15 protein-coding genes are annotated in these 13722 nt (G+C 39.8%); 2 read left to right on the top strand and 13 right to left on the bottom strand.

All coding sequences use genetic code 11. From position 1 onward, the window contains the following. The first annotated feature begins 54 nt into the window (after window positions 1-54). Window positions 55-636: a carbonic anhydrase gene (locus RMZ95_RS12145; RefSeq protein ID WP_322683770.1), complete on the top strand. Its 582-nt coding sequence runs from the start codon at window positions 55-57 to the stop codon at window positions 634-636. Between the two features lie 10 nt (window positions 637-646). On the opposite strand, the gene RMZ95_RS12150 is transcribed toward RMZ95_RS12145, so the two are convergent. Further along, window positions 647-1645 carry an Mrp/NBP35 family ATP-binding protein gene (locus tag RMZ95_RS12150; RefSeq protein ID WP_322683771.1) on the bottom strand — a complete coding sequence of 333 codons (999 nt, stop codon included), beginning with the start codon at window positions 1643-1645 and terminating at the stop codon, window positions 647-649. Between the two features lie 100 nt (window positions 1646-1745). Here RMZ95_RS12150 and RMZ95_RS12155 point away from each other — a divergent pair, with 100 nt between their 5' ends. Next, on the top strand, window positions 1746-2258 hold the full coding sequence (locus tag RMZ95_RS12155) for a 2'-5' RNA ligase family protein (protein WP_322683772.1): 513 nt from the start codon (window positions 1746-1748) through the stop codon (window positions 2256-2258). A 39-nt stretch (window positions 2259-2297) separates the two neighbouring features. On the opposite strand, the gene RMZ95_RS12160 is transcribed toward RMZ95_RS12155, so the two are convergent. The 12 genes from RMZ95_RS12160 to RMZ95_RS12215 form a co-directional block, all read right to left on the bottom strand. After that, complete coding sequence (locus RMZ95_RS12160; RefSeq protein ID WP_322683773.1) at window positions 2298-3257, bottom strand: HEAT repeat domain-containing protein; 960 nt, start codon at window positions 3255-3257, stop codon at window positions 2298-2300. 19 nt (window positions 3258-3276) lie between these two features. Then, the gene (locus RMZ95_RS12165; RefSeq protein ID WP_012408944.1) at window positions 3277-3504 is read right to left on the bottom strand and encodes a ferredoxin family protein; all 228 of its coding nucleotides are present in this window, start codon (window positions 3502-3504) and stop codon (window positions 3277-3279) included. A 67-nt stretch (window positions 3505-3571) separates the two neighbouring features. Further along, window positions 3572-4042 (bottom strand): GNAT family N-acetyltransferase, encoded by a 471-nt coding sequence (locus RMZ95_RS12170; protein ID WP_322683774.1) that lies wholly within the window; start codon window positions 4040-4042, stop codon window positions 3572-3574. A 24-nt stretch (window positions 4043-4066) separates the two neighbouring features. Then, window positions 4067-4849, bottom strand: a complete 783-nt coding sequence (locus RMZ95_RS12175; protein WP_322683775.1) for a class I SAM-dependent methyltransferase — start codon at window positions 4847-4849, stop codon at window positions 4067-4069. Window positions 4850-4923: 74 nt separating this feature from the next. Further along, window positions 4924-5619: an HAD family hydrolase gene (locus tag RMZ95_RS12180; protein ID WP_322683776.1), complete on the bottom strand. Its 696-nt coding sequence runs from the start codon at window positions 5617-5619 to the stop codon at window positions 4924-4926. A gap of 60 nt (window positions 5620-5679) precedes the next feature. Next, a complete protein-coding gene (locus RMZ95_RS12185; protein ID WP_322683777.1) occupies window positions 5680-6399 on the bottom strand; it encodes a pyridoxine 5'-phosphate synthase in 720 nt (239 codons plus the stop codon). Window positions 6400-6412: 13 nt separating this feature from the next. Continuing rightward, the gene (locus RMZ95_RS12190; RefSeq protein ID WP_322683778.1) at window positions 6413-8122 is read right to left on the bottom strand and encodes a fumarate reductase/succinate dehydrogenase flavoprotein subunit; all 1710 of its coding nucleotides are present in this window, start codon (window positions 8120-8122) and stop codon (window positions 6413-6415) included. 26 nt (window positions 8123-8148) lie between these two features. After that, window positions 8149-9207, bottom strand: a complete 1059-nt coding sequence (locus tag RMZ95_RS12195) for a sulfonate ABC transporter substrate-binding protein (RefSeq protein ID WP_322683779.1) — start codon at window positions 9205-9207, stop codon at window positions 8149-8151. Between the two features lie 135 nt (window positions 9208-9342). Further along, window positions 9343-10110, bottom strand: a complete 768-nt coding sequence (locus tag RMZ95_RS12200) for an SDR family oxidoreductase (RefSeq protein ID WP_322683780.1) — start codon at window positions 10108-10110, stop codon at window positions 9343-9345. A 207-nt stretch (window positions 10111-10317) separates the two neighbouring features. Beyond that, the gene (locus RMZ95_RS12205) at window positions 10318-10659 is read right to left on the bottom strand and encodes a 4Fe-4S binding protein (RefSeq protein ID WP_322683781.1); all 342 of its coding nucleotides are present in this window, start codon (window positions 10657-10659) and stop codon (window positions 10318-10320) included. 13 nt (window positions 10660-10672) lie between these two features. After that, entirely contained in the window at window positions 10673-12331 is a 1659-nt protein-coding gene (locus RMZ95_RS12210) for an FAD-binding protein (RefSeq protein ID WP_322683782.1), read from the bottom strand. Between the two features lie 293 nt (window positions 12332-12624). Continuing rightward, complete coding sequence (locus RMZ95_RS12215) at window positions 12625-13722, bottom strand: phosphotransferase (protein ID WP_322683783.1); 1098 nt, start codon at window positions 13720-13722, stop codon at window positions 12625-12627.

The raw sequence follows: 13722 nt of genomic DNA on the forward strand, positions 1-13722 counted from the left end.
AGTAGGGGCGTAAGGCCTTGCGCCCCTACTAGCGATCGCCCATATCAACTCAAAATGAGCCAAATTGTAGAAGAAGTTCTGGCAGCTAATCTTAGTTACACTGATAAATTCGGTGATAAAGGTAATCTCACCATACCCCCATCTCGTCGGTTTGCAATTCTCACGTGCATGGATGCTCGACTTGACCCAGCTAAATTTGCTGGATTAGCTGAAGGAGATGCCCATGTAATTCGTAATGCAGGTGGACGTGCTAGCGATGATGCGATTCGCTCTTTAGTGATTTCTTATAAATTACTTGGTACGCGTGAATGGTTTGTAATTCATCACACTAATTGCGGGATGGAAACCTTCACCAATGAAATCATCAGCAATTTACTTTCTAGTAGCCTCAAAACAGCCAAGCTAGATGAAATAGGTTGGTCAGATATTGGATCTGGGTCGGGATCGGGCGAAGGCAAGTTTATCAATTGGTTAACTATTGATGACCAAGCTAAAAGCATCTCTACAGATGTCCAACGAATTCGTTTGCATCCCTTAGTTCCGAATGAAATTCCGATCTATGGCTATATCTACGATGTCAAAACAGGACAATTGATTGAAGTTCCTGAAGCTACTAAGCTTGGTCAAGTTGCGTAGTTTTATCGTGTCACGTAAAAGTAGTATTTAATGAAGTAGCTATTTGTGTAAAAACCTCCTTTGCTGGTGAAGCGTATTCGTTTATCGCAATCGGATTTCCCGTATCACTACCGCTACAAATGCGGGGATCGATGGGAATTTGTCCCAACAGAGGCGCTTGTAATTCTACGGCTAATTGTTCGCCGCCACCACTACCAAAAATCGGTGTGCGCGAACCACAATCACCACAAATTAAATAACTCATATTTTCAATAATGCCAAGAACAGGAACACCCACTTGGCGAAACATATATATATTACGTCGTACATCTGCAACAGCCACTTGTTGAGGAGTTGTCACTAAAATGACTCCACAAATTGGGCTTTCTTGGATAATTGTAATTTGAGCATCACCTGTACCGGGAGGTAAATCGATCAATAAATAATCTAATTCTCCCCATTCCACATCTTGCAAAAATTGCGTGATAATTTTATGCAATACAGGCCCTCGCCATGCCAACGGACGATTTGCTTCTGCAAGTAAACCCACTGACATTATTTTTATTCCTTGAGCTTCTAGAGGTAAAAACTTATCACCTGTGGGAGTATTAATCACTTGAATATCAGCTTTTCCTAAACCCAACATTTGGGGAACATTGGGGCCATAAACATCAGCATCTAATAGTCCTACTTTTGCACCTTGTAATTTTAAAGCTGCGGCGATATTGACGGCTGTTGTGGATTTGCCTACACCACCTTTACCGCTAGAAATACCTAAAGTTATTTTTACGCCTGGAATTGTACAAATTTGAATATAAGTTTTTTTACACCAAGATAGAGATGATAATTTAGATTGAATTTCTGGCTGTAAGTGGTACTGATGAGAACCAATATATAAACGTAAGTAAATATAGTCATCAACTATGCGGAGATTTCGCACCATTCCCAAACTAACGATATCATTTTTTAAAGTAAGTTCGATGATTTTTTTGAGTAGTTGGACGACTTCTTGCTCATGGACTGTAGTCATATCTTCTGGGTGTTAGAAAGGATATTTGTGTACCTCATGTTGGTGTAAGTTCTCCTAGATAATTTGAAATCTGCTGTATAACCTTTAATAATTTATGAGTATGTCTTACGCACTCGTACATTACCCCAATATTAACACGGAACATATCAATCAAATAAGGCAGAAATATGACCTACAATTTGATTTAATTGAGCCACATATTACACTTGTATTTCCCGTAAGCGAGTCTATTAATGAAAACCATCTCATTATTCATGCTGATAGTATGTTGAGTAAATGGACAACATTTCCTATTTATCTCAAAGGATTACAAAAATCATGGGATGAGTATATGTTTTTAATGGTTGAAGAAGGAAAAGTAGATATGGTAAAACTACACTATGAATTATATACAGGCATATTAGCTGAATATTTCAGGAAAAATTTACCATTCGTTCCACATTTAACGCTAGGAAAATTTACAAAAGATACAGATAAATTTTTGCAAGTGTTAGAAGAAGCACAGCATTTGGATTTAAATTATCGTTGTTTTGTCGATCAAGTCCATCTGATAAATATTGATGATAAGCAGAGGTCAATAATTTGGAGTAAAGAATTTATACTGCGAAATTAGCAAAGCTTTGAGCGGCTTGGTATTTCTCTTAATTATTTACTACTCCCTTGAGACTATTCTATCTGTTTGAATCTTCTGAATTGCACGTTGCGCTTGGATGGACACCTCTTTGTCAGGATCGTCTAAGGCTTGTTGTAGGGGGTTAATAACGTCGGGATGAGCTAAATTTCCAAGTGCGATCGCAGCTTCTTTGCGGACATCTGCATATTCATCTGTTAATGCTTGAATTAATCTTGGTATAACTTGAATATCTGGAATTTTTTGCAAAGCTTGTGCTGCTGATTTCCTCACTTGCCAATGTTCATCATTTAAAGCTATTTCTAATGCTGAAATTGCTTGATTATTTGCATGAAGAGCCAGAGATTTAGCTGCATTCCGGCGAACTTGCCAGTCACTATCATTTGTAAGTGCTTGACAAAGTATTGCGATCGCTTCTGCATCTTGCAAATGTTCTAAAGTTAAAGCAGCAGCACGACGTACACTTGCTTCCTCATCAAAGATTAAATTTAAAGCTTGTGGACATTTTTCTAGTTGATTGATATATCGCAGTGTCGTAACAGCTGCTTCTCTTAACTCAGGATTTTTTGATTTTAAAAATGGTAAAATGTCGGGTAAAGATTGAATATCATGTATCTTCCGCAAAAGTACCAAAATATTTAATTGAATATTTACATCATTGTTTTGGAGCTTCTCTAGTAAAAGTAACAATTCATCTTGTGTAATTAACTCGCTTAATGCTGATGCCGCTTCAGTGCGAATATCTGAACTGGCTGAATTTAAGCATTCAATTAAAGCAGGAATCGCCACAGGATTGGCAATTTCCCAAAGGGCAGATATTGCTATTTTTTGAACAGTAATATGTTCGTCTTTCAAAGCGATAATTAAAGCATCGATTGTTTCGTCATCGCCTAGATGTTGCAAGGTTTTGACAGCTACTATCCGCTCGTTTACGTCAGGCGATCGCAACATTTTTAGCCAATGATTGAGTTCATTGTTCATTAATTTTTACCAGAGATAGTTAACGTAATAAAAAGGGAATTTGCACAGTAATTGCATTGGTTGGACATTCTTTTTCACAAGGTAGACAAAACCAACACTCATCATATTTCATGTAAGCTTTGCCTGTTTCTGGATTTTTCGCCAATACATCCAAGGGACAAACTTCAATACAGGCTGTGCATTTTTCTAAACATTTTGATTCATCAACGATCACAGGAACATCTATTCTTTGATTGATTAAAGCCATAAATTAACTCCATAATTTTGTATTGAAACTGCTAATCGCTAAAATAAATGTGGTAAGCTTGGATGAATTATCTCACGATTGTAAGTTGTTTCTGAAAAGTCAGTGATTGTTTTATATTGGTATAACCAATTTTCTCATAAAAAAAGTGAGCTTCTTTGCGTTTAATATTAGAACGTAACAAAACACTATCACATCCAGCCAGAGAAGCCCACTGTTCAATTTGTTGCATCAAAAAACTTCCAATTCCACTATGACGATAATCTTTATCTACAACTAATCCCAAAATAATCGCTGGAGTCGGAATAACTATTGATTCACAAATATGAGCGTGCGCCCAACCAATTACATATTCATTTTCTATAGTGGCAACATATACAATATGAGTATCGTTATTTTTAATTTTAGTAAGGCGTTGCTCTATTTCTTGATTAGTCACAGAATATTCAAGTTGTTCGCAAAGACTAGCAATCCTCGCTACATCTTTAATACCAGCTTGTCTAATTTTAACTTTGTCACCTACACTAACTTTGTTTGTCATAATTTAATTTTAAATTACAATTATTTAGTTATCCAGTGTTGCACGGATAAAACGATAGCCTATATCAATCTCTGTCAAATTGTAAATATCACCATATTTTTTGCTCCATTCTCCACTACTTAAATCTGCTGTAAGTAACTTTACTCCTTGCTTTGCTAAATCTTGATTAGCTAAAGCAAAAGATGATATCCCTGCACGTACTTCTGGTTGAAGATATAACTCTGGTCGTCTCCAGCCTGCTGCTGCGAATAAATCAGATAAATCGTATGGTAAAAAAAGGGGTATAGCTTCAACACGCCTTTTAGTATTACTCTGAATTAAATTAACCTGTTCGTTAAGTGGTAAAAATCGTAACGCATCTTCCCACAAAAACGGAAAATAATCATAAAGCCATATTTTCTGAGCTAATCTAATATCAAAAGTTAACAAAATTATTGCTCCATCTCTAATTATTCTGTTCATTTCCTGAAAAGCTTTTTCGAGATGAGAAAAGTGATGAATCGCTAGGATACTTATAACAGCATCAACAGAGTTATTTAGTAGAGGTAAATTTTCCGCATAGCCAGTAAACCACTTAATTTGCTGATGTTCTACTGCTTGTTTTTGCATAACTACAGAAGGTTCAACAGCATTAACAATAAATCCTTTATTAGCTAGCGCTAGACTGTAACCACCACTACCAGCGCCGATATCAGCAATAATGCTACCTTTGGGTAAATTGAGTAAATCAATTAATTTATTGACAATACGGATATCAGGAATGCGAGTTTTGGAGTATTGTTGACCAATTGAATTATATATGGACATATTAAAAATTTCTTCAAAACAATTTACAATAAACTAGTTAAAATCTAACTTTATATGAATCAATGAAAAATCTGTTAATTAAACAATTTCAGCAAATTTAAGAGTTCACTTATCATGAACTTTGGTTTTGCTTCTTGTGGTAAATTTTGATTTTTTCTGTTGTAATAGCAAAAATCCATTTTGACTTGTGTTGCTCCTGCATAGTCGTGCTTTAGAGAATCTCCAACGTAAATAACTTCTGCTGGTGTTAAATTTAATCTAGATAAAGCATGATGGAATATTTCAGGAGATGGTTTAGCAAAACCAATTGCTTCAGAAACTACAACTGCTTCAAAAAAATGCTCAATTCCCGCAGCTTGCATTCTCGGTAGTTGTGCTGATACAAAGCCATTGGTGATGACAGCCAAACGATAATTACCTGCGAGAACAGTTAGTACTTCATTTACATCAGGTTCCATTACAGCAGAATGATTAAAAATATGCCAAAAACTTTGACTAAGATTGCTGATTTGATCTGTTTGTATATCTAAGTGAGCAAGTGTACTTCGATAAGACATCTCGATTAATTCATTAGGAGAAAAAGTTTCTCGCTGTCTCCAATACTTGGAATTATAAGTTTCAAAGACTTGAAGAAAAATAGTCTCACTGACTCCATTTAAATCTAAAGATACTGCACAATCTTCTAAGGCTCCCAGAATAGCTTGGCGTTCACATAGCTCAAAATTAAACAGTGTATTATCCAGGTCAAAAATTATGGCTTTGTAACACATATTTCTTTTACTAAACTGTAATACATTTACCAAATATCAACGATTTTCTATTAATAATAATTAATTAGCAGAAAGAATTTCTAAATACTCCTTTACAGCATTAAATAGTCCTATGTTTACAGCATCTGTAATTAGAGCATGACCAATCGAAACTTCAAGTATATTAGGAATTGAACAAAACTTCTCTAAATTTTGTAAGTTTAAATCGTGTCCTGCATTGACTCCTAAACCAATTTTTTGAGCCTTTTTTGCCGCTTGCTGATACTTTTGAAAAACTGATTCCACATCATCCTTACGAAAAGCTGTGGCATAAGGTTCTGTATATAGCTCTATGCGATCTGCCCCAATTTGTTTAGCAAGTTCGATTTGAGTTAAGTCGGTATCTAAGAATAGGCTGACTCGGATTCCAAGTTCTTTTAACTCTTGTATAATTGGTTTGAGCCAAAAGCCATTTGTAGCTAAATCCCATCCGTGATCTGAGGTAAAAGCGTCAGGTGCATCAGGAACCAAAGTACACTGTGTTGGCTTTACCTCTCGTATTATGTTTAAAAATTGAGATGATGGATTACCTTCTATATTGAACTCAACAGTTAGCATTTCTGCCAATTCATAAACATCTTTAGATTTGATATGTCGTTCATCTGGACGTGGGTGAACTGTAATTCCATGTGCGCCTGCTTGAATGCAAGTAGAAGCTGCCTTGATTACGCTTGGTATACCAAAATTTCGAGAATTTCTGAGTAGAGCAACTTTGTTAAGATTAACACTGAGACTTCTCATGAGATTAAATATATTACCTCACAACTACATTGTATAATTCTTTGGCTGTATCTACTTCCACAATATAAGGATCAACAGGACGCTTAAACAATATCATTTGTCCTAATTCATCTTTCTTTAAGTTGACATGACAAAACCACTCTTCATCATTTTTGTCTGGATAATCTAAGCGGTAATGATAAAGCCCCCAACGAGTTTCTTGGCGATATAATGATGCTCTGGCTGCCATTTCTGCACAATCGCGAATAAAGTGAACTTCTAGACTACGCATCAATTCATGAGGATCGCGAGCGCCCATTAAATCTAATGTTTCTTGATATTGCACAAAATGTTTTAAACCAATCTCGATTTTATTACCTGATTTTGGTGGTTGCAGATAATCATTAACTAAGCGTCTTAATTTATATTCTACTTGGGTGTGAGGTACACCATTGGGACGTGTTAATGGTGCATAAATTCTGTATTTTTCAGCTTCTAAAAAATCTGTATCTGGTTCAATAAAATCTAAATCTTGGATATATTCAATGGCATGAGTTCCGGCTATGCGACCAAAAACAAATGCTCCAATCATGTAATTATGGGGAACGCTGGCCATGTCTCCAGCTGCATATAAACCTGGAATGGTTGTTTGAGCATTTTCATTTACCCACACACCAGAGGCACTATGACCGCTACATAAGCCTATTTCGGAAATGTGCATCTCTACGCCGTGGGTGCGATAATCTTCATTTCTACCTTGATGAAAACGTTCTCTACTTGGTCGTTCATTCGCCCAGAGTATTGATTCAATTTCAGCGATTGTATCCTCATCAAGATGGGTCATTTTCAATTGGACTGGCCCTTTTCCAGAATTTAATTCTTTCCAGATTTCCAACATCATTTGACCACTCCAATAGTCACAGCTAATGAAGCGATTTCCTTCGGCGTTAGCTGTATGTGCGCCAAAAGGCCCGGCGACATAAGCACAGGCGGGGCCATTGTAATCTTTGATTAAAGGATTAACTTGAAAGCATTCAATATTACTAAGTTCTGCACCTGCATGATAAGCCATTGAATAGCCATCTCCGGCATTGGTAGGATTTTCATAAGTGCCGTAGAGATAGCCGGAAGCAGGTAATCCTAATCTGCCACAAGCACCTGTACACAGGATGACTGCTTTAGCTTGAATGACAATATAATCACCGTTTCTGACATCAAATCCTACCGCACCAATAGCACGTCCTTCTTTGACTAATACACGGGTTGCCATGACGCGATTTGTCACTTTGACTTTATGGCGTTTAACTTGTCGGGTGAGAATTGTTTTGAGGTCTTTACCTTCTGGCATGGGTAAGACATATTTACCCACACGATGCACTTGTTTTAAGTCATAGTTGCCTTGGGCATCTTTTTGAAATTTCACACCCCAACTTTCTAATTCTTGGATGACTTCGTAACCTAATTTGCCTGTTTGATAAACGGCTTTTTGGTTGACAATGCCATCGTTAGCAAGGGTGATTTCGCGCACGTATTGTTCTGGGGTAGAATGGCCGGGAATAACTGCGGTATTCACGCCATCCATACCCATTGCGATCGCACCACTCCGTCGGATGTTAGCCTTTTCTAAGATCAGCACCTCTGCATTGGGATTTGCTTGTTTAGCTTTAATTCCAGCCATTGTCCCGGCTGTACCGCCACCAATGACAAGTACATCCGTTTTTATTTGTTGGGTGTTGATGTCCATAAGCTTTTGCGAGTAGGGAGGAATTTCTAAGATTTATTACTGTTCCAAACAATATCTTTGACTTGGATTTGTTTGGGAACTAGCTTGATTTTGTGAAAAGTATCGGCAATGTTTTGTTGCTGAGTGATTACTTCATCTGTTAGCGGTAAAACACCATACTTTCGTCGTTTTTCGGCAATTTCTAATGCTGCTGCGGGAATACCTAACTCTGGTTCTAAAAACTTGGCAACTTCTTTTGGATTATTTGTTGCCCATTTATTTACAATGCTTACTTCATCTAACAGGGTTTTCAACAAATCTGGGTGAGAATTAACAAACTCTTGACGTGCAAGATAGTAACCCCGATTTGGTGCTAAATTTGTCGCATCTGTTAATTTTCTAACCTTTGTGTCGTGTTCAACTGCTGCTAGGTAAGGGTCCCAAATTGCCCAAGCATCAACGTTACCACCAGTAAATGCTGCACGGGCATCTGCTGGTGTTAGATGTGCTGGTTGAATGTCACTATACTTTAATCCGGCAGCTTCTACAGCTTTGACAACAAGATAGTTACTGTTCGAGCCTTTAGCAAAGGCTACTTTTTTCCCTTTAAGGTCAGCAACCGTTTTAATTGGTGAATCTTTCGGTACAATAATTGCTTCAGCTTTGGGACTCCAAGGATCGTAAGCAACATAAAGCAAGGGAGTACCTCCGGCTTGGGCAAATATTGGTGGTGATTCACCTGTATAGCCAAAGTCAATACTACCTGCGTTCATTGCTTCTAGCATCGGTGGGCCGGCGGGAAATTCTGCCCATGTCACCGAAGCACCAGCAGTCTTTAAAGTTTGCGCTAAATTGCCTCGGTTTTTGAGAGCACTGAGGATAGTCGCCGCTTTTTGATAGCCGATACGAACTACCACACCTTGATTTGCTGTCTGTGTTGCTACAGAGTTACCTGTATTGGTGGCAGAACACGCAGATATCACAAGAGTCAAAGTTAACCCACAGGTAAAGAATAAGGCAAATATGCCAATTCGGGATATTTCATAATTTTGAAGAAAGCTGCTGACAATCCTCATCAGTCGATGTGGTAAATACTTACTGAACATACGTACATTAAACTATAAGCAATATCAATACTACGATAATTCGAGCAATTTGCCGTATTTTGCTCATAGAATATTCACACAGATAAGCTGCAAATGCAAGATCCGAAAAAGTATATCTACGGGTAAAATAATTAATCAGAAATGGGAAAGGTAGCCACCATCAACAGCTAAAACCTGTCCGGTGATGTAAGATGCGGCTGGAGAAGCGAAGAACACAACAGCGCCTGTAATTTCTTGTGGAGATCCCCAACGCGCGAGAGAAGTTCGATGTTTCAACCATTCCGTGACTTCTGGATCGGCAACTACATCAGCATTACTCTCAGTTGCAAAAAAGCCTGGAGCGACTGCATTGACTGTAATTCCAAAAGCCCCAAGTTCTGCCGCAAGTGTACGGGTTAGGGCTTCAAGTCCTCCTTTAGCTGTCGTATAAACTGCGTCACCCGCACCTGCTAGTTGTCCTGCAATTGACGTAATATTAATGATTCGACCTTCACCTCTGTGCATCATCAGTTTTGCCGCTTCTCGTGACAAATTGAATGGTGCAATTAAATCAGCATTGATTAACCGACGCACTGCATCCATTTCAAACTCGAACAATCCACGGCGATCGCGCATTCCCACGTTATTAACCAAAATATCTAAACAGCCGTGCTTTTCTCGGATCTCAATAAACGCACTTTGAACCGCAACTTCGTCTGTCACATCAAACGGTAACGTAAAACCTAATCCGCCAATTGATTCAATAACTGCAACTGCTTGATTAAGGCGTTCAAAATTTCGCCCATTGACGATCGCACGCGCACCAGCTTTGGCAAGTGATTTGGCAATTTCTAGTCCCAAACCTTGTCCTGCTCCAGTTACTAAAGCAACTTTTCCAGCTAATGAAAACTCTGATAACGTCACAAAAATTACTTTTCAGGGTGCTATTGAGCCAATATCTGACCAAAAACTTGCTTGGCTGCAAAGGCTTGATTCTTAGTTGTATCCCTCTTTCAAGAAACAAGGCAGAAGGCAGGAGGCAGAAGGGAAGAGAATTTGACTTGTTTCTTCCATTCGTAGCGGGTGGTGTGCCGCCAGTGCGCCTGCTCCTAAGAATCAAGCCTACTCACATTAACTTTGATAGGGGCGCGGTAGTTGGCGTAGTTTATGAGCAGTATCTAATTCACTATTGTTTTTTCTGCCATATCCCCAACCCAAGATGCGACGATATTCACCCATGATGCCACTTTCAATTAAATCATCCTCATTGACTGCAACATTGGTGTGAGATTGGGGCGCAACATAGAGTGCATCCGCAGGACAATATGCCTCACACATGAAACAAGTTTGACAGTCTTCTTGTCGGGCGATCGCAGGTGGTTGGTTCGGTACTGAGTCAAAAACATTAGTAGGACATACTTGGACGCACAGATTGCAATTGATACAGAGTTTATGGCTGACAAGCTCGATCATGATTCTGTTCCTATTACAACTTTGATACAGAGGGTGTGGTTTGAGAGGTTGGTACTGGTGGTGTAGCGATGGCATCCTTAATCCAATCGCGCCTCACCCAAAGTTTATCTAAACCGCCAGTTGCTTGGTAATAACGCTGATTTGGATCGGTTTCGGGATAGTCCATGCGAATATGTTCGCTGCGCGTTTCCGTGCGATGTAAAGCACTAAAGTATGCCCATCGCGCTACAGCCGTCAGAGCAGCCGCTCGACGAGAAAATTCCACATCGCGCACTGTATCTTGTTTTGGGTTCCCTTGTACTTGCTGCCACAGGGTTTCTAATTTGGCGAGGGAATCCAGAAGTCCCTGCTCAGAACGTAAGTAGTTCTTCTCTAACGGGAACATCTGGTCTTGTACGCCACGCACGATCGCTTCACTATCAAATGTTTCAGAAGATGGTGAAGGCGATGTACGCCCCGCCGTAGGCGATCGCAATCCCACTTGACCAGTAGGACGCGCAACCCGTTCATTTGCTTGAGCGCCCAAACTTTTCGCAAAGCTAGCTGCCCCAACTCCAGCCCATTGCCCTGTAGAGATTGCCCAAGCAGCATTGGGGCCACCACCTCCAGAAGCTAACCCAGCTAAAAACTCCCGCGATGCTGCATCACCGGCGGCGTAGAGGCCAGGAACCTTTGTACCACAACTATCATCGGTCAGACGAATTCCACCTGTACCACGGACTGTACCTTCTAAAATTAGTGTTACAGGCACTCGTTCTGTATAGGGGTCAATGTCAGCTTTTTTATACGGTAGAAAAGCGATGAAATGAGACTTTTCAATTACTGCTTTGACTTCAGGTGTGGCTTTATCCAAACGAGCATAAACGGAGCCTTTCAGCAGGGCATTGGGAAGGAACGATGGATCGCGACGACCATTGACATAGCCACCAAGATCGTTACCTGCTTCATCACTGTAACTAGCCCAGCCAAAGGGAACACCCCGCGTCACTGTGGCATTAAAAGCGGTCGAAATTGCATAGTGATTGGAAGCTTCCATACTAGAGAGTTCGCCACCAGCTTCTACTGCCATCAGCAGCCCATCACCAGTATTAGTATTGCACCCTAATGCTTTACTCAAGAATGCACAACCGCCATTTGCTAAGACTACTGCACCAGCACGAACGGTATAGCTACGATGATGTTGCCTCTGCACGCCTCTTGCCCCGGCTACTGAGCCATCGTCAGCCAATAAAAGTTCTAGAGCCGGACTTTGGTCGAAAATTTGTACACCAACACGCAAAAGGTTTTTGCGAAGAACCCGCATATATTCAGGCCCATAATAGCTCTGGCGCACAGATTCCCCATCTTCTTTGGGGAAACGATAGCCCCAACTTTCCACTAAGGGCAAACTCAGCCAAGTTTTTTCGATCACACGCTCGATCCAACGTGAGTTAGCGAGGTTTTTTCCTATGCGATAACGCTCCGATAAAACTTTGTCCCAATTCTCTGGAGAAGGAGCCATAATGCCGTTACCACTAGCAGCAGCTGCACCGCTCGTACCCAGAAAACCTTTATCAACAATGATGACTTTGACTCCTTGGGATGCGGCTGCCCATGCTGCCCATGCGGCGGCAGGGCCACCACCAATTACCAGCACATCAGCGGATAGTTGTATTTCATTTTCTGTTAGCAATTCCTTTTCTCCTTTTTGGCATTGCGTTAACGGTAGCGATACCGGAGGTATCGCTGATTTGTTTGTGACTAATGACTGCTACTTTGTCTGAATAATGATGCAGTAGATAGAGTTTGCATAATATATACAAACAGTGTATAAGGCGAATTACAGTTAATATGATACTCTAATTATTAGTTTGTCAAACATTTAGTTTTACAAGTTAATTATCTATTGGACTTTTAGTGAAGAGTTGGAAATGGCAATATCCACCCTCTACCCTGTATATTTCTGTTTGAGATGGTAGAAGATAGTTATGCCCATAACTCAAAACATTGCCAGTCAAAGAAAGCTACTATTGATTTCTGCAATTGCTGAAACCACAACCATTTCATGTGACGACGCCCTTCTGCTGATGCACACCATTGTGTAGCAACGTAAATACTTTGAACAACACAAAGTTGATAGTCATTTATTAGTTGCTCCCAGCTATAGCCGGAAATACCATTACTGATGAGACTTGTATGATACTCATTTAAAATTGGTATTTCCCATTGTCGTCGTAAATCGGTTTCCCACCAATGCACTATCATATATGCAAGATCGCTAACTCCTAGCCATGTAGTCAGCGACCAGTCAAATGGTTGACGGTCGATCAAATAGGTTTTTCCGTTGGCATTCAAGGGAGATAGGATATTACCCGGATTGAGATCGCCATGAATTAGTGTGAATCCAGATGAATCAACAGTGCGATCGCTCATTTTCGCAGGATGATACTGAAATACATCTATCAGTACAGACTTCCAAGAAGAATCAATCTCTGCCTTCAGTTCCTCTAACATAGGTACTAAGCCAAGTTGGGCTTGAGCTACATATCGCTCAATTTCAGTCTTGTGGGGAATGCTGGCGTTCAGAGATTGTAATTTTTCGGTTCCCCAGAAATGTGCGTGTAATAGGGCTAGAGATTGAGCAACTGCACAGCCATAAGCAAGTGTTGGTTGTACTTTTCGATTGGAACGATGGCTGACAGATAAATCCTCCATCAGGATGTGATATTGACGAGTTTTTTCGTCATATTGTGCTTGATAGCAAGCTGGTATCGGTCGATTTGCGAGGTTAATATAATCTCGTATGTAATAATTTACTTCAGAATTTCCAAAGAGATTATTTTCACCTGCACATATTTTCAAAAACAGTGATTTTGGTAAGCTTTCTAAGGTTTCTGACTGATATTTAAGCTGAATTATAGCATTGTGAGAATTGTCACTACCTGAAGCTGCGTAGGCGTAGCCCGCCGCAGGCATCGCAAAGTCTTCGACTCTGGTAGTCAATGTAGAATTATCGTCAAACAGTACTGAATTAATCCATTCAAGAGTTATCTGAGAAACATCCGTAATAACTTGACTATTCAT

This window comes from Nostoc sp. DedQUE07 (genome assembly GCF_034530975.2).
Lineage (GTDB): Bacteria > Cyanobacteriota > Cyanobacteriia > Cyanobacteriales > Nostocaceae > Nostoc.